Here is a 20,839-nt window from a genome sequence, read left to right on the forward strand (position 1 = left end):
TACAGGATAATGTTGCGTTATTCTAACCTGATATCCTGCCAAGGTGCAGGTATAATGGCCAGCCCGTATGTGGATGAATACTGAGGAGTTGCATGCAAAAAGATCAGGCTCAGAGCGCCGTCGACAGCAGTAGCTGGGCAGTTTATCGCCGTCTGCTGACATACATTAAGCGCGAATGGCTGATGTTCAGCCTTAGTATTGTGGGGTTTATCATTTATGCCGCTTCACAGACAGCGGCCGCGAAATGGCTGGAATACTTTGTTGATGCCATCGAGAGTGGACAACTGGATCATCGTGCAAACCTGGCGATCGGGATCATTCTGATCTTTGCCGTGCGTGGTATCGGCACTTTTCTCGGCAACTATGGTATCGCCTATGTGGCGCGTGCACTGGTCAATCGTCTGCGCTGTCAGATGTTTGATCATCTGCTGGTGCTGCCCTGTGCCTTTTATCAGAAGCACTCCTCCGGTGAACTGCTGTCACGTCTGACCTACAACGTTGAACAGGTCACCGGCGCTGCTACAGATGCATTGAAAGTGGGTATCCGTGAAGGCTTCACCGTGATCGGCCTGTTCAGCTACATGATGTATCTGAACTGGAAGCTGACCCTGCTGTTTGTGCTGATCGCACCGCTGGTCGGTGGCGTGGTTGCGCTGGCCTCCAAGCGCCTGCGCCGCCTCAGTCATGGTATTCAGGACTCGGTCGGCGATATCTCCTCGGCTGCTTCCGAAGCGATCAAGGGTTATCAGGTGGTGCGTATCTTCGGCGGAGCCGAATCGGAGCGCGAGCGTTTCAATCGTGTATCGGAGCGCAATCGTCGCCAGTTCATGAAGATGGTGGTCACGCAATCTATCTCGACTCCGGTCGTGCAGATGCTGGTGGCGTCGGTTGTGGCGATGCTGACCTATATCGCCATGGCACCCAGCCTGCTGGAGGCGATGACCACCGGTGAGTTTATCGCCTTTATCTCAGCGGCTTCTCTGATGGCGAAACCGATCCGTCAGCTCACCGAGATCAACAGCATGGTGCAGAAGGGGATCGCGGCCGCGGAGAGTTTCTTCAAGCTATTTGATGAGCTTCCCGAGATGGACAGCGGCAGTATCGAACTGAAAGAAACTGCTGGTCGTCTGGTGTTCAAGAACGTCTCCTTCCGTTACCCCAAGAGCAGTGAAGATGCCCTGAAGGAGATCGATCTGGTGATCGAACCGGGGCAAACCGTTGCACTGGTCGGGCGTTCCGGCAGCGGCAAGTCGACACTGGTCAGCCTGTTGCCACGCTTTTACGATGTGGAACAAGGGGTGATCTGTCTGGATGATCGTCCGCTGTCGGACTACACCCTGAAAAGTCTGCGCAATCAGATCGCGCTGGTGAATCAGCATGTGGTGCTGTTTGAGGGTACCATTGCTGAGAATATCGCCTATGGTGCGTTGTCTGGTGCCACTCCCAAGCAGATCAAACTGGCCGCTGATGCGGCGCGCGTCACGGAGTTCACCGATCGCCTGCCCGAGGGGCTGCATACGGTGATTGGCGAGAATGGCGTGCTGCTGTCCGGTGGTCAGCGGCAGCGAATCGCGATTGCGCGGGCGATACTGAAAGACTCTCCACTGTTGATTCTGGATGAGGCGACCTCAGCACTGGATACCGAATCCGAACGCTATATCCAGCAGGCGCTGGAGCATGTGATTCAGGATCGTACCACGTTGGTGATTGCTCACCGACTCTCAACCGTAGAGCAGGCCGATAAGATCGTTGTGATGGAACATGGGCGGATCGTTGAGTCCGGCACACATGCCGATCTGATCAGCCATAATGGCGTGTATGCGATGCTCTATCGGATGCAGTTCAACGATACGCCGCCGGTCCCTGCGACCTGATCTTCGCTGCAGAATGAGTACGCCTGTCGTTTTGGTGGAGGGGATGGAGTCATGAGTGTAGCAGGGACGCGAACACAGCCCTTGTCGGGACTGCTGCTCTGGCTGCTGCTGGCCAATGCTCTGCTCTGGACGCTGCTGCCCTGGCTGATCCATCCCACTTTGCCATTGGATGTTGTCGAGGGGATCTTCTGGGGGCAGGAGTGGCAGTGGGGATACTACAAACACCCCCCTTTGCCGGCCTGGCTGGTCAATCTCAGCTTTGAGCTTGTCGGTGGGCTCGGCCCTTACCTGCTCAGTCAGCTGGCGATTCTGCTTACCCTGTTGTTCGTTTATCTGTTGGGCTGTCGTATTTTCGACCGGGAGCTGGCGCTGGTTGGCGTCCTGCTGCTCTATGGTGTCTATTACTTCACCTGGCCGACACCTGAGTTCAATCACAATATCGCTCAGATGCCGATCTGGGCTGCGGCTGTCTACTTCTTCCATCGTGCGCTGCATGAAAACCGTTATCGTGACTGGGCGCTGCTCGGGCTGGTGGTCGGGCTTGGCCTGCTGACCAAGTATGTGATTGCGGTGCTGGTGGCGAGCATGTTCCTGCTGATGCTGCTTCGTGGTGAGTATCGCAGGCGGATTCTCTCCTGGCAGGTGGCAGTGTCGCTGCTGGTGCTGCTGTTGGTGTTTCTGCCGCATTTGCTCTGGTTGATCGAACATGAGTTTCTGCCGTTGCAGTATGCGCGTGATCGCTCGACCGCAGCCAGTGGCTCATGGGTGACACATATCACGATGCCGCTGAAGTTCCTGAGTGTGCAGTTGCTGGATCATCTGCCATTGCTGTTGATACTGGCGGCTGCGGGACTGCTGCGCAGAGGGTTCTGGGCGCGACAAAGTCGTAGTGATGGAGCCGATCGTGATTTTCTGCTGATGCTGGCGCTGGGACCGGCACTGCTGACCGCACTGGCAGCACTGCTGACAGGCATGGGTCTGCGCGATATGTGGGGCACCCCGATGTGGAATCTGTCAGGGCTGCTACTGGTCAGCTATCTGAAACCAGAGGTGCTGAAAGACAAGGCACACAGGCTGTGGCGTGTGACGGCGATCTGGCTGGGTGTGCTGCTGTTGCTCTATGGGCTGGCGGCGATTATCGGTAATCAGTATAAATCCAAACCTTCGCGCACCGCCTGGCCCGACAGGGCGCTGGCCGATGGAGTCCAGCAGCAGTGGCGAGAGGTTACAGGGTGTGATGCGATCGCTATCGTCGCGGGGGATTACTGGCTTGCCGGTCTTGTATCGCTGCGTGCCGAGGGGCGCCCCAGCGTGTTGATCGAGGGTGATCTGGCGCTATCCCCTTGGCTGAAGGAGCAGCAGATAAAACAACAGGGCGTGCTGCTGGTGTGGCAGTCATCTGATGCCAGTGTGCCGGCCATGTTTGAAGATCTGCCCGCGCCGGATGCATTTGGCCAGTTGCAGCTTGAGTGGAGACAAGGTGAGGCACCGTTGTTGATCAACTGGGGGGTGGTTTCGCCTCAGATTGTGTGTGCTGCTGAAGTCAAAGAGTGATCAACTGGGGTTTTGGGCTGAGCCTGACCTGGCACTGCTGCAACAGTTCGGCAAAGGCGTCACTGGCCAGAAAGGCCAATTCTTTGTGACGTGTCAGCGCCATCCCTTTCACTTGGTCTGGATCTGCTTCACCTGGGTGACACATGATCAGGCCACCGGCTGGTAGTTGCTTCAGCCAGCCTTGCAGCAGTGCGGCAAAATCAGTATCAGGCTGCAGTGAGTAGAGCCCGGCAAACTCGCCAGAGAGTTTGAGTCCTGGATACCGATCGACAGCCTGTGCAAAACCTCGCCCCATCAGTTGAATAATCATTGCCTTGAGGCGCGCGTCATGTCCACTCATATCGGGACGAACCTGACGTATCCACGGGGCTTTGTCGGCATAGCGTGAGTCCAGCTCAGCCAGCAGTACATCACGGATGCCGGGGAAGATATGGACATGCTGATGGCCATCGATGAAGTCGGGTATCGAGTGGGTTGTGGCTTCAAAAACATCCAACTGGCGACGCAGTTGTGTGCTCACCCAGACCTTTTCAATACGCCCCGTCAGTGCATGTTGCATCAATTGGGGCAGCTTTTTTGACGCAGACCCCTCGGTCAGATTGAAGTGCAGGCCGATGCTGACAGGTCCGCGCAGTTCCAATAGTGAGGCTGCATCCTGCTGCCAGCTGGGCATGTCTGTCATGCAACTGACAGCACTCAGGCGTCTGGCGCGGCAAAGACTCAGGATGCCCTGGTTGATTGCTGGACTCATGCCGAAATCATCGGCGCAGAGCACGACAGGTTTCAGCCGTGGCTGTTCAGAACTACTCATGGTGCGAAGGCCCAGAAGCGGCTGAGGATAAAGGTCATTACGGCAACGCCTCCCAGCACCAGCAGCAGGGCGAGATCATAGCGCAGCGGTGTGAAGTGCAGCAGCAGCGCATAGCTCGTTTCGTTGACGGCAAAGCTTGCCAGCGCAACACTGGCAAAGCGGGGCAGGGTGCGGCTGTGTTCCAGCCCGTCTGCCTGAAAGGTCAGGCGGCGATGGCCGAAGTAGCTGACATTGAACGCCACCAGAAAGGCAACCACATTCGCCAGCAACGGAGCCATGCCAAAGGGTACCAGCAGCACGACCACCAGCCAGTGTACGATCAGTGCCAGAATGCCGACACCGGAAAAACGCAGTACCTGAGCGATCATGAGGGTTTGCCGGGTGCCTTCTCGGGTGCTGACATAGGTGCCGACTTGGGCGCTTCCTGGGGAGCCGCGTCAGAGTTGTTTTCGGCACCTGCATGGCGCTCATAATCGGAGATCAGATAGACAGGGCGCCCTTTGACTTCCGAGAAAATACGCGCGATATATTCGCCCAGCACACCCACCGAGAGTAGCTGAATACCACCGAGAAAACTGATACTGGCGATCAGTGTTGGCCATCCCGGCACTCTGGTACCCAGAATCAGTGTGCTGAGGATGATCGTCATGGCATAGGCGAAGGCCAGAAACGAGATGCAGGCCCCGATCACCATCCAGATACGCAACGGGGCACTGCTGAAGGCGGTGATGCCGGTCAGTGCCAGCGAGGAAAGACGTCGCAGGCCGAAGCTTGTCTGCCCGCTGTAGCGTGGGTTGACCTTGAAGGGGATGCCGATGCTGCGAAAGCCAACCCAGGCAAACAGACCCTTCATCATGCGCTTGCGCTCGGGCAGAGAACGCAGGGCTCGCACCACCTTTTTATCCATCAGGCGGAAGTCACCGGCGTTGGGCTCGATGCTGACATCAGCACTCTGGCTCAACAGGCGATAAAATTGATTGGTGACGCTGCGCTTGATTCTCCCCTCATCCGAGCGGTCGGCACGCACGCCATAAACCATTTCATAGCCTTGCTGCCAGTGCTGAAAGAACACCTCCAGCATCTCGATCGGATGCTGCAGGTCGGAATCCATCAGAATCACAACATCACCTTCGGCATGATCAAGGCCCGCGCTCATCGCGGCCTCCTTGCCGAAGTTGCGTGACAGGCAGAGCAGCGATACCGGGTAGGTTTCAGCCAGCATTCTGACCACCTCAACCGTATCGTCCCGGCTGCCATCATCAACCACCAGTATTTCAAAACGGGCAGACAGCCGTGGCAGATACTCCGTTAACTGCGGGATCAGGATCTGCAGGTTGGCTGCTTCATTAAAAGCAGGCAGAATGCAGGTAATGCTGGGCTGTTGTTGGCTGTCTGGCATCAGTGGGTCCGGTGTTTCCTGCTGGATGGAATGACAAAAAATCGATAACAGGCTGCAAGTTTAAACGCTGTCGCGTGAAGATGCTAAACTATACGCCATTTTTCAAGCAACCGATTCATGATTCAAGCGGAACTGATGCATGTCGCGCTGGCTTTACACCTTAGTGTTTCACCTGCTGTTGCCGGCGATATTGCTGCGACTCTACTGGCGCGGTGGCAAAGCCCCGGCTTATCGTGAGCGGATTGGTGAGCGCTTTGGTATCACCCCTCCTCTGAGATCCGAAACCCAGGCTCCTCTGTGGATACATGCTGTTTCAGTAGGGGAGGTACAGGCGGCGTCATTACTGATCCGTCATCTGTTACAAGCCTCTCCAGAGTTACCTCTGTTGATAACCACCATGACACCGACCGGTGCGGAGCGGGTCAGGGCGTTGTTCGGCAATCAGGTTGAGCACCGTTATTGTCCCTATGATCTGCCCTGGGCATTGTCATCCTTTCTGAAAAAGACACAACCACGCGCCTGTGTGATTATCGAGACAGAGCTCTGGCCCAATATGCTCAGGCAGTGTCGACGGCAGGGTATCCCGACCCTGCTGGCCAATGCGCGCCTGTCGGAACGCTCGGCAAGGGGGTATGCCCGCATCGGTACGCTTACCCGATCGATGCTCCGGCAGATCGATAGCGTTGCCGTGCAGAACGCCACCGATGGCGAGCGCTTCATGCGCCTTGGGCTGCCTGCCGATCGGCTCAAGGTCACTGGCAGTATAAAGTTCGATGCTGCGATAGATGCTGGCTGGCTCAGGCGTGCGAGAGAGTTGAAGCAAACCTGGGGTGAGCAGCGACCTGTGCTGGTGGCGGGCAGCACGCATGAGGAAGAGGAAGCTCTATTACTGCAGGTCTTCACGCGGTTGCAGCAGGACTTCCCGACCTTGCTGCTGATTCTTGTGCCACGCCATCCTGAGCGCTTCGAGCCGGTCTGGGAGCTTTGTCTGGCCAGCGGTCAAACAGCTCAGCGAATCAGTGATTCCACAGAGATTGAAGCGCAGACAAAACTGCTGCTGGTCGATAGAATGGGGGAGCTGATGACCTACTACGCAACCGCCGATATTGCGCTGGTAGGCGGGGCTTTTATTGAGCGGGGTGGGCATAACCCACTTGAACCTGCATTGCTGGGCAAACCGGTTATCATGGGTCGTCACTGCTTCAACTTTGCTGAAATCTGTACCGGGTTGGCCGCTGCAGGTGGGTTGGTGCAGGTAGCTGACGACGATGATCTGACCCGGCAGCTCAAGCTCTGGTTGCAGATGCCCGATCAGGCACAACTCGCCGGGCAGCATGCAGCGGATTATGTCGCCAGCAATACCGGCGCGGTGGAGCGGGTTGTCGCTCTGCTGCAGCCACTCATGCACAGGTAGCATTTTTTATATGATCAAGTCACATCATGATCACTGAAGAGGGCAGTATGGACGCACAAGCGATTATCCGGGAGATGCGGGTATTACCCGATATCGACGCTGAATTCGAGATTACCCGCCGGGTCAATTTCATCAAATCTCATCTGCTTCACTCCGGCCTGAATACTCTGGTGTTGGGTATCAGTGGCGGGATAGATTCCTGTACGCTGGGGCGGCTGGCACAACTGGCTGTGGATGAGCTGAATCAGGAACATCACGAACGATATCGGTTTGTTGCGGTACGCCTGCCCTATTCCACTCAGGCTGATGAGGCAGATGCTCAGGCATCCATCGACTTTATCCAGCCATCACATACCCTGACGGTCAATGTTCAGCCGGGCGCAGATGCCATTCATGACCAGACCAGTGCTGCTCTGGTGGGGCAGGGCCTGTTGCCACAGGATCCTGGCAAGCAGGATTTTGTCAAAGGTAACACAAAAGCCCGTACCCGCATGACGATTCAGTATGAGATAGCCGGTATGCTGGATGGTCTGGTACTGGGGACAGATCACTCGGCTGAGAATATCACCGGCTTTTACACCAAATATGGTGATGGTGCCTGTGATCTGGCGCCGCTGTTTGGGCTGAATAAGCGACAGGTCCGGCTGCTGGCCAGAACAATGGGTGCACCTGCTCATGTGATCGATAAAGCGCCAACCGCAGATCTTGAGTCACTTAGTCCGCAGAAGACTGATGAAGAGTCACTGGGGCTGAGATACGATCAGATAGATGACTTCCTGGAGGGACGTCTGGTTGAGCCGGAGGTCAGCGAAAAGCTGATTTACATCTACCAGCGCACTCAGCATAAACGTCGCCCGATTCCGACTCTGTATGATGAGCAGTAAGCGCTGCTGAAGAGCATGAAGGGTCTGGAGTGGAAGACATGGCAAGGTTAAGAAGCTGTCTACGATCGTAAACAGCTTCTGGCAGACTTATCGATAAGAGTGCTGTGGCAGCGATGCCGTCAGCTTCATATGCCGGTTCACATCCTTGTACAGCAGGTAGCGGAAGGGACCTGGACCACCGGCATAGCAGGCCTGTGGGCAGAAGGCGCGCAGCCACATGTAATCACCGGCCTCGACCTCAACCCAATCCTGATTCAGGTGGTACACCGCCTTGCCTTCGAGCACATACAGGCCGTGCTCCATGACATGGGTTTCGTCAAATGGGATCACTCCACCAGGCTGAAAGGTCACGATATTCACATGCATGTCGTGACGCATATCGCTTTGATCCACAAATCGCGTGGTGACCCAGGCATTGTTGGTGCCGGGCATCGGGATAGGCTCGACGTCATTTTCATTGGTGACGAAGGCTTCCGGTACATCAATACCCTCCACATGCTCATACGCCTTGCGCAGCCAGTGGAAGCGCACAGGCGTATCAGTGTTGTTGCGCACGTGCCAGTCGCTGGAGGGTGGGATAAAGGCATAACCACCTGGTTCCATAATGTGTTGCTTGCCTTCGAGTGTCAGTGTCAGCTCGCCTTCAACAATAAACAACACACCTTCTGCACCCGGGTCCAGCTCAGGCTTGTTGCTGCCGCCACCGGGAGATACCTCAACGATGTATTGTGAAAAGGTCTCGGAGAAGCCGGTCATGGGGCGGGCAATGACCCACAAACGGGTTTTGTCCCAGAAGGGCAGATAGCTGATGACGATATCGCGCAGTACACCTTTGGGAATGATGGCGTAGGCTTCGGTAAAGACTGCACGATCAGACAGCAGTTGTGTCTGGGGTGGGTGACCACCTTTCGGGGCGTAATAGGTGTTACGGGCCATGTCGTTGTCCTCTTGCAACAGGAATCATTCAACAGAAATGTCGGGTCTGGCATCGCGCCAGCAGATCGTTTCCTGTTTCAGTTAATTTTGTACACAATCATTGTAGTGCAGGTTCAATTGATTTATAAATTAAATAATTGAATGAGAGCCAGTGGGAAAACCACTGAAAGATTGCGATGAATCTGAACACAACCCTCGACCCAGTGCTGCTGCGAAGCTTTGTGGCAGTGGTAGAAACCGGCAGTTTCACCCGTGCCGCCGAAAGCACACATCTGACCCAGTCTACCGTGAGCCAGCAGGTGCGCAAGCTTGAATCCCAGATCGGCTGTGAACTGCTGCACCGTAAGGGGCGCTATGTTACAGCGACCCTGGAAGGGGAGCGGGTACTCAGCTATGCACGGCGGATTCTGCACTTGATGGTCGAGGCGGTCTCCCAGACCAGTCTGAGTGTCGAGCAGCAGAAGATTCGCCTGGGCGTGCCTGAGGATTTTGCCACCCACGCCATCATGCCGACCCTGGCCGACTTCTCCCGCCGCTATCCCGGTATCCGCCTGGAGGTCAAGAGCGGCATGTGCAGCGATATCTGGCGTGAGTTTCAGCGCAATGAACTCGATCTGGCACTGGTCAAGCAGCGCCAGAACAGCCAACCGGGCCTGGCCAGTTGGCCTGAGCCCTTGTGCTGGATCGACAGTCTGGAGGGCAACAATCTGCAACGCGATCCGATTCCACTGGTGACCTTCCCGATTGGCGGCCTGTATCGCAGTGAGATGGCACACACCTTTGATAGTCTGGGTCGCAGCTGGCGCCTGGCATATGTCAGCACCAGTCTGTCCGGTGTCTGCTGCGCCGTGGAAGCGGGTCTTGGCATCTCCCTGTTGCCGAAAAGGCTGGTCACAGCCAAACATCGTATTCTGGATGAGACCGACGGCCTGCCACAGGTGGCTGATCTGGAGTTGACCCTGCACGCCCAGTCGCAGTTATCAGCCTATGACAAGATGTTGGCTGATGAACTGATCGGGGCATGCGAGGAAATGTTCCTGAGATAATTCCTTCCTACTTGCATACTGGTGTTACTCCCGATGGCCAGGGGTTGAGCCGGTGCTGTTGCATGCGTGTTATCCCGTCAGCTGAGTTGAGCTCATCAGGCTTTGATGGCTGCTGACTACCTCAGACTTCGGGTGGGTGAATCCACTGACTCAGCCTATACTTGATCTTGCTTATTCATATTCAGAGAAAAGAATGTCAGGCTGGCTGATGTTTGCAGGAGCACCGGCTGCGAGGTTATCGCCATGATCAAACGTGCGAAGCGGGTTGTCACGTCTGCTCGCCATCAGGTATTTGAACCACTGGATCGCATGGGGCGAGCTGTATTCGATGCCTCACCAAGAGCCATGCTGCTGGCAGAAGCCGTAGAGGGTGATTTTCCAACCCTGGCGGTTAATCCAGCCTGGGAAGCGCAGTTTGGTATATCTCAACAGGAGGTGCTCTCTAAAACCGGGAAGGACTTCAAATGGTGGCTCTCCATGGATGACCGGCACAGGTTTGTGACCCAGCTCTATGAGTCCGGCTGGGTGAATGATTTTGCAGTATGGCAACGCCGAATGGATGGCACACCTTTTCTGGTGAGCGTGTCCGGTGTGGTGCATGATATGGGAGGTTGGCGTCTGACAATCATTGTCTATGATAACATCACACTCACCTACCAGATGCAGCGACGACTGTCAGAACTGAACCATTTTCTGGAACACAAGGTAGAAGAGCGCACGGCCGAGTTGAGTTCGGCCTTGCAGCACCTGCGACATACACAGGATGAGTTGATACAATCATCCAAAATGGCGGCGCTGGGTCAGATGGTGATGGGCATTGCGCACGAGCTTAATACCCCTTTAGGCAATGCCATCACGGCTGCAAGCAGTGTGCAGGCAGAACTTAACCAGTTGCGTGAGGATATTCCTGAAAGGTTGACCCGTTCGAAGTTGATTCAGCAGGTTGATTACGCCTGTGAAGGAACTGGTCTGGTGTTGTCGGGTTTGCAGCGCTCAACCGAGCTGGTCAGCAGTCTGAAGGAGATCAGCTGCGATCAAGACAATCAGGGACAGCAAAAACTGGATTTACATGACCTTGTTAATGAATGGATAGTACTGCATCGATCCCAACTGTTATCCGGAAAGGTTGGTATCAGCGTAGATATAGATAAGAACCTGAGCATCCTTACCTTTCGCACGGCCCTGATCCGGGTACTGGATAAACTGATTGATAATGCTTTCAAGCACGGATTTCAACGGGATCATGGGCCGGCATCTATAGAGATCAGTGCGTCTGCACAAGGGAATGGGCGGGTTGACCTGGTTTTCAAAGATAATGGCAAGGGGCTGGATCTGCCCGATCTGAACAGGATTTTTGAGCCTTTTTTCAAATTATCCATGTCAATACCCGGTAATGGCCTGGGGCTTTTTGTGGCGCATGTGTTGGTCACGGTGGTGCTGAAAGGCACTTTGACTGTCAAGAGCACACCGGGGCAGGGCGCAGAGTTCATTATCAGCCTGCCGCAGCCACATTAGGCGGGTAGGTTTCAGGCTTATACATCTAACCTTACACATCTGCCCCCAGCTGAGGTTATAATCAGCGGTTACTTAATAGTCTGCTGAAGGATGTCGATCGTGAAAAGCCGCTGGCCAGCACTGCTGCTGGGTTTGATGATTCTGGCCGTACTCGGTGGGTGTGGTCAGAAAGGCCCACTGTATCTTCCTGATCAGGAATCGCCTACAGAACAGGCGGAATGAGAGAGATAATGGATAGTTTTGAGTATTACAACGGGCATCTGCACTGCGAAGAGGTGTCGCTGAGCCGGGTGGCTGAGGCGTTTGGTACGCCGACTTATGTCTATTCTCGTGATGCACTGGAGCGGGCGTATCTGTCTTATGCCGATGCGCTGGAAGGTCGCGATGCACTGGTTTGCTACGCCGTGAAGGCCAACAGCAATCTGGCAGTGCTGAATGTGTTGGCACGTCTGGGCGCAGGGTTCGATATTGTATCGCTGGGTGAACTGGAGCGAGTGATCCGTGCCGGTGGCGAGCCGTCCAAGGTGGTGTTCTCGGGCGTGGGTAAGCAGTCGCATGAGATCAAGCGTGCGCTGGAACTGGATATTCTGTGCTTCAATATCGAGTCTGAGGCGGAGCTGGAGCGGGTCAACGCTGTTGCGGCCGAGATGGGCAAGGTGGCGCGTGTCTCTTTTCGCGTCAATCCGGATGTGGATGCCGGTACTCACCCTTATATCTCCACCGGCCTGAAGGAGAACAAGTTCGGGATCAGTATTGATGTCGCACGCCAGGTATATCGCCATGCGGCTTCGCTGTCGGCGGTCGAGATCGTGGGAATGGATTGCCATATCGGCAGTCAGTTAACCGAGATCACACCTTTCCTGGATGCATTGGATCGTCTGCTGATACTGCTGGATGAGCTGGCTGAGGATGGCATCACGATTCATCATCTGGATCTGGGTGGTGGCCTGGGTGTCTGCTACACCGATGAGGAGCCGCCAACACCTCAGGCCTATATTGAAGCGGTGCTGGCGCATCTGGGTGATCGCCCGCTCAAGCTGATTTTTGAGCCGGGGCGTTCGATTGCCGCGAATGCGGGCGTCATGCTGACCAGGGTTGAATATCTGAAGCGCAATGGTGACAAGCATTTTGCGATCATTGATGGCGCGATGAATGACCTGATCCGGCCCTCTCTTTATGGTGCCTATCAGGAGATCGTGCCGGTTGAACTGCGCGAAGTGGGGGAAACCCTGACCTGGGATCTGGTTGGCCCGGTGTGCGAGACCGGCGATTTTCTGGGTAAGGATCGTGCGCTGAATCTGCAGGCAGGTGATCTGCTGGCGGTCTGTTCGGCGGGTGCTTATGGTTTCGTGATGGCCTCTAACTACAACACGCGCGGGCGTCCGGCCGAGGTGATGGTGGATGATGACCAGGTCTATCTGGTGCGTGAGCGTGAGCGCCTGAGTGATCTGATGCGTGGCGAACAGTTACTGCCTGGTGATCGTTGAGGTGGCTGATGTTGAGGTATAGAGCGTAATGCTGGTTAGATTTTCAAAAATGCACGGTCTTGGCAATGACTTCATGGTCATTGATGCCGTGTCTCAACGTGTGCGACTGAATGAACAACTGGTACGCCGTCTGGCGGATCGGCATACCGGTATCGGCTTTGATCAGCTGCTGCTGGTTGAGCCTCCGACCCGGCCGGATCAGGATTTTCGTTACCGTATCTATAATTCTGACGGTTCTGAAGTGGAGCACTGCGGCAATGGCGCGCGCTGTTTTGCCCGCTTCGTGCGTGACAAGCGCCTGACCGCGAAACAGGAGATCAGTGTCGAGACCTCTCAGGGCCAGGCTATCCTGCGTATCCGTGAGGATCGTCAGGTCGAGGTTGATATGGGGGCACCACGATTGAATCCGGTCGAAATCCCCTTTGCGGCCGAGCGGCAAAGTGTCAGTTATCCGCTTGAAGTGGGTGATCAGACCTTTGAGATCAGCGCGGTATCAATGGGTAATCCGCATGCCGTGTTGCTGGTGGAGGATGTCGAGACAGCGCCAGTGACAACACTGGGGCCTCAGATTGAGCGCCATGCGCGCTTCCCACAGCGGGTCAATGTCGGCTTCATGCAGGTGCTGTCACCGGAAGAGATCCGCTTGCGTGTGTTTGAGCGCGGAGCCGGTGAAACTCGCGCCTGTGGCACTGGCGCCTGTGCGGCTGTCGTGGCAGGGCGTCTGCGTGGCTTGCTGGCGGAGAAGGTGCGGGTTCATCTGACCGGTGGTGAGCTGGAGATCGCATGGAAAGGAGAGGGCGAGCCGGTTATCATGACCGGTCCGGCCACAACAGTTTATGAAGGGCAGATCTACATATGAGTGACCAGGCGGATCTTATCTCACCTGAGGGTCTTGATGCCCGGCAGGTAGCCGACTATCTGGCCGAGCATCCCGACTTCTTCAAGGAGCATGCTCACCTGCTGGAAAAACTATATGTGCCACATCAACGCGGCAGCAGCATCTCTCTGGTTGAGCGGCAGACATCGTTGTTGCGTGAGCGCAATCAACTGCTGCACAAGCATCTGACAGATCTGATCGAAGTGGCACGACATAATGACGGCCAGTTTGAAAAGACCAAGCGCATGGTGCTGTCGATGCTGGAGTCATCCACTCTGGATGATGTGGCAGTGTCGATTGAAGAGAGTCTGTGTCAGGATTTCTATGGTGATGTCACCTCATTGCTGCTGTTCAGCGACAATCCGGTGGTGGTCAATAATATCCGCATGCTGTCGCGTGCCGACTGCAGTATTGTGCAGCCACTGATCGAAACCAGTCTGCCCAGCTGTGGACAACTCAGTGAGGCGATGAACCGCTTTCTGTTCCAGGACCAGGCCGTGCGGGTGCAGTCGGCCGCCGTGGTGCCACTGGTCAAGGGTGAAACCCTGGGGTTGCTGGCGATCGGCAGTTTTGACCCGGATTACTTTCAGAGCAGTCAGGGTACTTTGTTCCTGAGCTACGTTGGCGAAGTGCTGAGCCGCGTGCTGAGCCAGATACTGAAAAAATCGTGAGAATGATGTGATGGCCGTGTCTGAAGCACAGTGGCTGGATAACTTCATGCGCTATCTGGCTTCTGAGCGGCAGCTCTCTCCCCATACCCTTTCCAACTATCGGCGTGATCTGATGCAGCTCAGCGAAGAGCTGCAGCGCTGTGACAATCGTGACTGGTCAACGCTGAAAGAGGCTGACCTGCGCCGAGCGGTAGCCGGCTTGCATGGGCAGGGGTTGTCTGGCCGCAGTCTGCGCCGTCTGCTCTCGGCCGTGCGCACCTTTTACCGTTATCTACTGCGTGAGAACCTGGTTACGGATAATCCTGGGCTGGCGATTCAGGCCCCGAAATCGGGTAAACGCCTGCCGCAAACGCTGGATGTGGATCAGATCGGCAGCCTGCTTGATGGCAATGGTAATGGAGCTGAAGGCAGTCAGATTGATGATCCGTTGCTGATTCGTGATCAGGCGATCATGGAGTTGATTTACTCCTCAGGCCTGCGTGTTTCAGAACTGGTCAGTCTTAACCTGAAGGATCTGGATCTCGGCGATGCCATTCTGACTGTGACGGGTAAGGGGAATAAAACCCGACGTCTGCCGATCGGTCGCATGGCGCTGAGTGCGCTGGATCGCTGGCTCAGCGAGCGGGCACTGCTGGCCAAACCGCAGGAATCAGCGGTGTTTGTCGGACGCTATGGCCGACGTCTGGGTGTGCGCTCGGTGGAGCAGCGGCTACGTCAGCGAGGTGAGTCGACCGATACGCAGGGACGTGTCTACCCGCATCGTCTGCGCCACAGCTTTGCCAGCCATCTGCTGGAATCCAGCGGTGATCTGCGCGCGGTGCAGGAGTTGCTGGGGCATGCGGATATCAGTACGACACAGATCTATACTCACCTGGACTTTCAACATTTGATGACGGTGTATGAGCAATCTCACCCTCGAGCAAGGCGGAAAAAATCATGATTAAAGCCATAACCTTTGATCTGGACGATACGCTCTGGGCGGTCGATCCCGTGATAGAGCTGGCCAACCGTTCGCTGTGGGACTGGCTGACAGAGAATGCAGCCCAATACACGGACCGCTTTATTCTGGCGGATCTGGTGGAGGGCTCGGAGATGCGTCGACAACTGCTTGAGCGCCATCCAGAGATCAGCCATAGCGTGACGTTGATTCGTTTGAAGCTGCTGGAGCAGGGGATGCTGCAGTGCGGCTATACAGAGTTTGAGGCCAGTGCCCTGTCGAGTCAGGCGATGGATGTGTTTATTGAAGCCCGCCATCAGGTGGAGCTGTTTGCCCATGCTCGGGCGATGCTGGAAGGGTTGCATGCCAGAGGCTTCAAGCTGGGAGCGCTGAGCAATGGCAATGCGGAAGTGAAACGTACCGGGATCGGTGATCTGTTCGATTTTCAGTTCAATGCCGATCAGGTCGGCCAGATGAAGCCGCATCCGCTGATGTTCGAGAAGGCATTGGAGCATGCCTCGCTACAAGCCGAGCAGGTGATCCATATCGGTGATCATCCGGTGAATGATGTCGAGGGATCACAGAAGGTTGGCATGTGGACCATCTGGGTCAATCTGGACGGCGCCCTGAACTGGCCTGCCGGGCAGAAAAAAGCGGATGCAGAGGTGACCAGTCTGGATCAGATTGATGCTATGGTGGATAAAATCCTGCAGCAAGCGCAGAAGCGGATCAGATTTTAACCGCAGGCGATAGCTGAAAACGGCTTAATCCAGAAACATCTCCAGCAGATCATTCAGAAACAGGCGCCCGTGCTGTGTTGGTTGCAGGCGGCGCGTATCCTCCTCCAGCAAGCCGCGCTGGCGTGCCAGGCTCAACTGCGGTTGCAGGCTCTCCAGTGTCAGGCCAGTGCGCGTCTGTAACAGATCAGATGCAACACCCTGCGTCAGGCGCAGCACATTGAGCATGAACTCAAAGGCCAGCTCCTCCTGACGCACTTGTGTATCGCCAGCCAGTCGTTCCTGAGGTGTGAGATAAGCTTTGGGTTGGCGGGCTTTATGGCGGCGCACAATCTTGAGCTGTCCATCCTGCGACTGACTGATTTTGCCATGCGCCCCGGCACCTATGCCGAGATAGTCGCCAAACTCCCAGTAGTTCAGGTTATGACGACTCTGCTGCCCTTCGCGTGCATAGGCAGAGATCTCGTACTGCTCAAAACCGGAATCAGCCAGCAGGTTCTGCCCCAGTTCCTGTATCGACCAGAGAGCTTCATCAATCGGTAGCTGGGGTGGGCGGGCATGAAACTCGGTATTGGGCTCGATAGTCAGCTGATACCAGGAAAGGTGATCCGGGTTCAGGTCCAGCGCCTGCTGCAGGTCGGCTTCGGCACCGGCGATATCCTGACCCGGCAGGCCATGCATCAGATCCAGATTGAGGCGGTCAAACAGCTCGCGCGCCTGTCCTGCCGCACGCACAGCTTCCCCAGCATTGTGAATCCTGCCCAGCGCCTTGAGCTGGGCATCATTGAAGCTCTGGATGCCGAGCGACAGGCGATTGATACCGGCACGACGAAATCCGGCAAACTTCTCCTGCTCAAAGGTTCCGGGGTTGGCTTCCATGGTGATTTCAGCCCCGCGACTCAGCGTGATCCGCTGTGCGACTCCATCCAGCAGGCGTGCGATTGCATCGGCACTGAACAGGCTGGGGGTGCCGCCACCGATGAAGATGGAGTGGATCTCACGCCCTTGAGCGCCGGGCAGCTCATCTTCCAGATCCTGTAGCAGGGCTGCGACATACTCCGCCTCCGGTAGCGTGTCACGCACGGCATGAGAGTTGAAATCGCAGTAGGGGCATTTGCGTACACACCAGGGTATGTGGATATAGAGTGACAGCGGTGGCAGGGTCATGCGTGGTGCAACTGCTGTTTCAGAGCGTGCAACAGTTCAGCCGCAGCCTTGCCACGATGGCTGTGCTGATGCTTCACGTCGGGTGTCAGTTCGGCTACGCTCATGCCAAGTTCCGGGATAAAGAAGAGTGGATCATAGCCGAAGCCACCCTCTCCACGCGCTTCACGCAGTATCACGCCCTCCCAAAAGCTCTGGCAGATCAGCGGCACTGGATCTTCAGCATGGCGCATGAATACCAGCACGCACTGGTAACGCCCGGTGCGCTCGGCATCAGGAACATTGACCAGTGACTCAAGCAGCTTTTGATTGTTTTTTGTGACTCCGGCTCCCTGGCCGGCAAAGCGCGCCGAGTAGATCCCCGGGGCCCCCTGCAGAGCATCCACCTCAAGGCCGGAATCATCAGCAAGTGCCGGCAGCCCTGTCTCCCGGCACGCATGGCGGGCCTTGATAATGGCATTCTCGACGAAGCTCAGCCCGGTCTCCTCGGCATCTTCCACCTGGAAATTGGATTGTGGCACTACCTCAAGATCCAGTTGAGCCAGCAGGGCGCTGAACTCCTTCAGTTTGCCGGCATTGCTGCTGGCCAGTACAAGTTTGCTGATGCTGTGTGCAGGCATGTTCTCAGTCCGTATAAAAGGTCTGCTCGAAGCGGATACGATAGGTTGAGGGCGCACCTTCAGGGCGCACCGTCAGGTTGATCGTCAGCTGTTCGTCATTGGTGATGCGAAAATCACCGATATAGTAGAGTGCGTTGGCTTCCTCAATCGCGACAAAATTGAGTGTCTGCTGTTGCTGCAGCAGGTTCGATACCTGTCCGTTAACATCGGCAGCCACCACGCGAGTGGTACCGTCGGACTGCTTCTCCAGCACCGTCACGTTCAGCATGGCGCGAACATTGGAGCGTGTCAGGTTGTGGCGCTGTGCCACTTCCGGTAGCAGGAAGGTGGAGTAGAAGGCATTGTAGTGGATCTCATAACGATCATCACTGATCATCTTATCGGCCTGAGCGGTCATGGCAGGAATCAGCAATGACAGCAGGAGCAGCAGGCGGCTGCCAATTCGTGTAAACATGATGCTAAATCTCCACAAACGTTATCGGGTAATCCGGTAGATCGCTATCTCGCCGAGCATATTGGGCCACAGGTGTATCCACCAGCGGTCACGATGCGCATGATCCACAACGGTGCGTTGCAGTATTTTGATGTTACGCTCGACGCACAGTTCCTCAAAATCCTTGAAGGTGAAGAAATGGATGTTGGGTGTGTTATACCAGGTATAGGAAAGAAATTTGGAGACCGGCATCTTGCCACGCAGCGCCAAATAGCCGCGGGCGCGCCAATGGGCGAAGTTAGGGAAGGTGACGATACACTCCTTGCCGATGCGCAGCATCTCCTCCACGATCACATCCGGGCGATGCATGGTCTGCAGTGCCTGAGTCATCACAACTGTATCGAAGCTGTTGTTACGGATCGACGCCAGCCCCTCATCGATATCCTTCTCGATCACATTGACGCCATTCTCGATACAGCGCGTGATATTGTCGTGATCGATTTCGATGCCATAGCCTTTGACCTTCTTCTCGGCAACCAGATGGCTCAGCAGTTCGCCATCGCCACAGCCCAGATCGATAACACGGGATTCGGGTGCTATCCAGTCCCGGATGATTTCCAGATCAGCCCGCATGACGTGCCTCCTCATGGCGGCTGAAATCATTTGCCACTCTGCTCATATAGCTTTGAAAGACTTCCATATAGCGGGGTATCGGTATCAGAAAGGCATCATGGCCGTGTGCTGCGTCTATCTCGGTGTAGCAGACGTCCTTTCCGGCATCCACCAGCGCATCCACTATCTCGCGTGAGCGTTCCGGCGAGAAGCGCCAGTCAGTAGTGAAAGAGGCAACAAAAAAGCGGCAGCTCGCATGGCTCAGGGCCTGGGTCAGATCGTTCTGATAATCAGCGGCCGGGTCAAAGTAGTCCAGTGCCTTGGTCATCAGCAGATAAGTGTTGGCATCAAAGGCAGTGGAAAACTGCTCGCCCTGATACTGCAGGTAGGACTCGATCTCAAACTGCGGTGTAAAATCAAAGTTGATTTTGCCGTCGCGCAGCTCACGTCCGAACTTTTCACGCATGCCATCTTCCGACAGATACGTGATATGGCCGATCATGCGGGCCAGCATCAAGCCGGTTTTGGGTACCACCTCCTCTTCGTAGTAATGGCCCTGATGGAACTGCGGGTCCTTGCTGATCGCTTGGCGTGCCACCTCGTTGAAGGCGATATTCTGTGCCGACAAACGCGGAGCAGCGGCAATGATGACACAGTGGCGTAACCGCTCGGGAAAGCTGATCGCCCACTGCATCGCCTGCATGCCGCCCAGGCTGCCACCGACAATCGCCGCCCATTGCTGGATACCCAGACGATCAGCCAGGCGCACCTGGCTGTTGACCCAGTCGATCACCGTAACGATTGGAAAGTCGGGGCCAAAGGGTTTGCCTGTCGCGGGATTGGTGCTGCGCGGCCCGGTGGAGCCATGGCAACCACCGAGGTTGTTCAGAGACACCACAAAAAAACGGTTGGTGTCGATCGCTTTGCCGGGGCCGATGGCGCTGTCCCACCAGCCGGGTTTCCTGTCTTCCATGCTGTGATAACCGGCAGCATGGTGATGTCCGGACAGGGCATGGCAGATCAGCACCGCATTGTTGCGTTCGGCATTCAGCTCGCCATAGGTTTCAATCACCAGATCATAGGCATCCAGTGTCCGTCCACAGGCGAGTTCAAGTGGGGCGTCAAAGTGCAGGGTCTGAGGTTTAATCAGACCGACTGAGTCTTCGGGTATGACTGTTGGCATCAGACTTCTCTATTAGCTGTCGGAGCGGTGTTCGGTTGCTGTATTGCCTGTACTACACCAGAAATCTGGCCAGCTGCGACTGAATCAGCTGAATCCCCAGCAGAATCACGATCGGCGACAGGTCGAGTCCACCAATGGGAGGAATCACCTTGCGGACGATGGCATAAAGCGGCTCGGTCAACTGCAGCAGTATCTGGGGGGCCGGATGAGGGTTGCCCGGCGCTACCCAGCTGATGATGACGGAGCCGATGGTGGCCCAGAACAGGATGGTCAGGATATTACTGAACACACCCACTGCTGAGAAAATGGCGATCGAGGGTAACGGAAAGCCAGCACCCAGATAGAGGAAAATGATGGCAAAAGCCAGCACTTTCACTAGAAATGCCAGCAAAAGCGGTGAAAAATCAAGGCCCCGGATGCGTAGGCCCATCTTCTGCAGCGGCGCCATCGGTACTTGCGTGATCTTGACCACAGCCTGAGAGATGGGGTTGTAATAGTCTGCCTTGACTGCCTGCAGCAGAAAACGAAGGATGGCAATAAAGGCAAAAATCTCACCGATCGTGCGCACGATTAAAATAATTGGATCCTGTCCCATGATAGTTCCTGTAGTCAGCGGGTTGAGCGACCGTCTATGTGCTGGCCCTGGCTATAAAGCCACGGATTCTGGTCAGAGTATAGTGGCTTT

The 20,839-nt window shown here is 55.7% G+C and carries 22 protein-coding genes; 12 read left to right on the forward strand and 10 right to left on the reverse strand.

Annotation, left to right across the window (positions count from 1 at the left end; translation table 11 throughout):
• Positions 1–92 precede the first annotated feature (92 nt).
• Together msbA and F7R27_RS00545 are read left to right on the forward strand one after the other, a co-directional pair.
• The gene (gene msbA, locus F7R27_RS00540; RefSeq protein WP_151702275.1) at positions 93–1,874 is read left to right on the forward strand and encodes a lipid A export permease/ATP-binding protein MsbA; all 1,782 of its coding nucleotides are present in this window, start codon (positions 93–95) and stop codon (positions 1,872–1,874) included.
• Between the two features lie 51 nt (positions 1,875–1,925).
• Complete coding sequence (locus tag F7R27_RS00545; protein WP_151702276.1) at positions 1,926–3,428, forward strand: glycosyltransferase family 39 protein; 1,503 nt, start codon at positions 1,926–1,928, stop codon at positions 3,426–3,428.
• Here the strand turns inward: F7R27_RS00545 and F7R27_RS00550 are convergent.
• Genes F7R27_RS00550 through F7R27_RS00560 form a run of 3 tightly spaced genes read right to left on the reverse strand, consistent with a single transcriptional unit; the run spans position 3,418 to position 5,638 of the window.
• Positions 3,418–4,239 carry a ChbG/HpnK family deacetylase gene (locus F7R27_RS00550; RefSeq protein ID WP_151702277.1) on the reverse strand — a complete coding sequence of 274 codons (822 nt, stop codon included), beginning with the start codon at positions 4,237–4,239 and terminating at the stop codon, positions 3,418–3,420. The two genes, F7R27_RS00545 and F7R27_RS00550, sit on opposite strands and share 11 nt — an antisense overlap.
• The gene (locus tag F7R27_RS00555) at positions 4,236–4,607 is read right to left on the reverse strand and encodes a GtrA family protein (RefSeq protein ID WP_151702278.1); all 372 of its coding nucleotides are present in this window, start codon (positions 4,605–4,607) and stop codon (positions 4,236–4,238) included. The genes F7R27_RS00550 and F7R27_RS00555 overlap by 4 nt, the downstream gene beginning before the upstream one ends.
• Complete coding sequence (locus tag F7R27_RS00560) at positions 4,604–5,638, reverse strand: glycosyltransferase family 2 protein (RefSeq protein WP_151702279.1); 1,035 nt, start codon at positions 5,636–5,638, stop codon at positions 4,604–4,606. The genes F7R27_RS00555 and F7R27_RS00560 overlap by 4 nt, the downstream gene beginning before the upstream one ends.
• A 139-nt stretch (positions 5,639–5,777) precedes the next feature.
• Here F7R27_RS00560 and waaA point away from each other — a divergent pair, with 139 nt between their 5' ends.
• Together waaA and nadE are read left to right on the forward strand one after the other, a co-directional pair.
• Complete coding sequence (waaA, locus tag F7R27_RS00565; protein WP_151702280.1) at positions 5,778–7,052, forward strand: lipid IV(A) 3-deoxy-D-manno-octulosonic acid transferase; 1,275 nt, start codon at positions 5,778–5,780, stop codon at positions 7,050–7,052.
• A 47-nt stretch (positions 7,053–7,099) separates the two neighbouring features.
• Complete coding sequence (gene nadE, locus F7R27_RS00570; RefSeq protein ID WP_151702281.1) at positions 7,100–7,936, forward strand: ammonia-dependent NAD(+) synthetase; 837 nt, start codon at positions 7,100–7,102, stop codon at positions 7,934–7,936.
• An 87-nt stretch (positions 7,937–8,023) separates the two neighbouring features.
• Here nadE and F7R27_RS00575 read toward each other — a convergent pair whose 3' ends face one another.
• Entirely contained in the window at positions 8,024–8,872 is an 849-nt protein-coding gene (locus tag F7R27_RS00575) for a bifunctional allantoicase/(S)-ureidoglycine aminohydrolase (RefSeq protein WP_151702282.1), read from the reverse strand.
• A gap of 176 nt (positions 8,873–9,048) precedes the next feature.
• On the opposite strand from F7R27_RS00575, the gene F7R27_RS00580 reads away from it, so the two are divergent.
• From F7R27_RS00580 to F7R27_RS00615, 8 genes are all read left to right on the forward strand, one after another.
• Entirely contained in the window at positions 9,049–9,918 is an 870-nt protein-coding gene (locus F7R27_RS00580) for a LysR substrate-binding domain-containing protein (RefSeq protein ID WP_151702283.1), read from the forward strand.
• Positions 9,919–10,161: 243 nt separating this feature from the next.
• On the forward strand, positions 10,162–11,433 hold the full coding sequence (locus tag F7R27_RS00585; RefSeq protein WP_151702284.1) for a PAS domain-containing sensor histidine kinase: 1,272 nt from the start codon (positions 10,162–10,164) through the stop codon (positions 11,431–11,433).
• A gap of 99 nt (positions 11,434–11,532) precedes the next feature.
• The gene (lptM, locus tag F7R27_RS00590) at positions 11,533–11,655 is read left to right on the forward strand and encodes an LPS translocon maturation chaperone LptM (RefSeq protein ID WP_206060330.1); all 123 of its coding nucleotides are present in this window, start codon (positions 11,533–11,535) and stop codon (positions 11,653–11,655) included.
• Positions 11,656–11,663: 8 nt separating this feature from the next.
• A complete protein-coding gene (lysA, locus tag F7R27_RS00595) occupies positions 11,664–12,920 on the forward strand; it encodes a diaminopimelate decarboxylase (RefSeq protein WP_151702286.1) in 1,257 nt (418 codons plus the stop codon).
• A 28-nt stretch (positions 12,921–12,948) separates the two neighbouring features.
• Positions 12,949–13,779, forward strand: coding sequence for a diaminopimelate epimerase (gene dapF / locus F7R27_RS00600; protein ID WP_151702287.1), 831 nt, complete (start codon positions 12,949–12,951; stop codon positions 13,777–13,779).
• Positions 13,776–14,468 (forward strand): DUF484 family protein, encoded by a 693-nt coding sequence (locus tag F7R27_RS00605; protein WP_151702288.1) that lies wholly within the window; start codon positions 13,776–13,778, stop codon positions 14,466–14,468. The genes dapF and F7R27_RS00605 overlap by 4 nt, the downstream gene beginning before the upstream one ends.
• Positions 14,469–14,478: 10 nt before the next feature.
• Positions 14,479–15,408 carry a tyrosine recombinase XerC gene (gene xerC, locus F7R27_RS00610; protein WP_151702289.1) on the forward strand — a complete coding sequence of 310 codons (930 nt, stop codon included), beginning with the start codon at positions 14,479–14,481 and terminating at the stop codon, positions 15,406–15,408.
• Entirely contained in the window at positions 15,405–16,145 is a 741-nt protein-coding gene (locus F7R27_RS00615; RefSeq protein ID WP_151702290.1) for an HAD family hydrolase, read from the forward strand. Before xerC ends, F7R27_RS00615 begins: the two co-directional genes overlap by 4 nt.
• Positions 16,146–16,169: 24 nt before the next feature.
• Here the strand turns inward: F7R27_RS00615 and hemW are convergent, their stop codons facing one another.
• From hemW to F7R27_RS00645, 6 genes are read right to left on the reverse strand one after another with little or no spacing between them, the layout of a single operon-like run.
• On the reverse strand, positions 16,170–17,309 hold the full coding sequence (gene hemW, locus F7R27_RS00620) for a radical SAM family heme chaperone HemW (RefSeq protein ID WP_206060331.1): 1,140 nt from the start codon (positions 17,307–17,309) through the stop codon (positions 16,170–16,172).
• A complete protein-coding gene (gene rdgB, locus F7R27_RS00625; protein WP_151702291.1) occupies positions 17,306–17,926 on the reverse strand; it encodes an RdgB/HAM1 family non-canonical purine NTP pyrophosphatase in 621 nt (206 codons plus the stop codon). The genes hemW and rdgB overlap by 4 nt, the downstream gene beginning before the upstream one ends.
• Positions 17,927–17,930: 4 nt before the next feature.
• A complete protein-coding gene (locus tag F7R27_RS00630) occupies positions 17,931–18,380 on the reverse strand; it encodes a DUF4426 domain-containing protein (protein ID WP_151702292.1) in 450 nt (149 codons plus the stop codon).
• Positions 18,381–18,401: 21 nt separating this feature from the next.
• The gene (gene metW, locus F7R27_RS00635; RefSeq protein WP_151702293.1) at positions 18,402–18,992 is read right to left on the reverse strand and encodes a methionine biosynthesis protein MetW; all 591 of its coding nucleotides are present in this window, start codon (positions 18,990–18,992) and stop codon (positions 18,402–18,404) included.
• On the reverse strand, positions 18,982–20,154 hold the full coding sequence (metX, locus tag F7R27_RS00640; protein ID WP_151702294.1) for a homoserine O-succinyltransferase MetX: 1,173 nt from the start codon (positions 20,152–20,154) through the stop codon (positions 18,982–18,984). The genes metW and metX overlap by 11 nt, the downstream gene beginning before the upstream one ends.
• A gap of 52 nt (positions 20,155–20,206) precedes the next feature.
• Positions 20,207–20,749, reverse strand: a complete 543-nt coding sequence (locus F7R27_RS00645; RefSeq protein WP_151702295.1) for a YggT family protein — start codon at positions 20,747–20,749, stop codon at positions 20,207–20,209.
• Positions 20,750–20,839 lie beyond the last annotated feature (90 nt).

The sequence above is a fragment of the Nitrincola alkalilacustris genome (assembly GCF_008973755.1).
In the GTDB taxonomy this organism is placed as follows: Bacteria; Pseudomonadota; Gammaproteobacteria; order Pseudomonadales; family Balneatricaceae; genus Nitrincola; species Nitrincola alkalilacustris.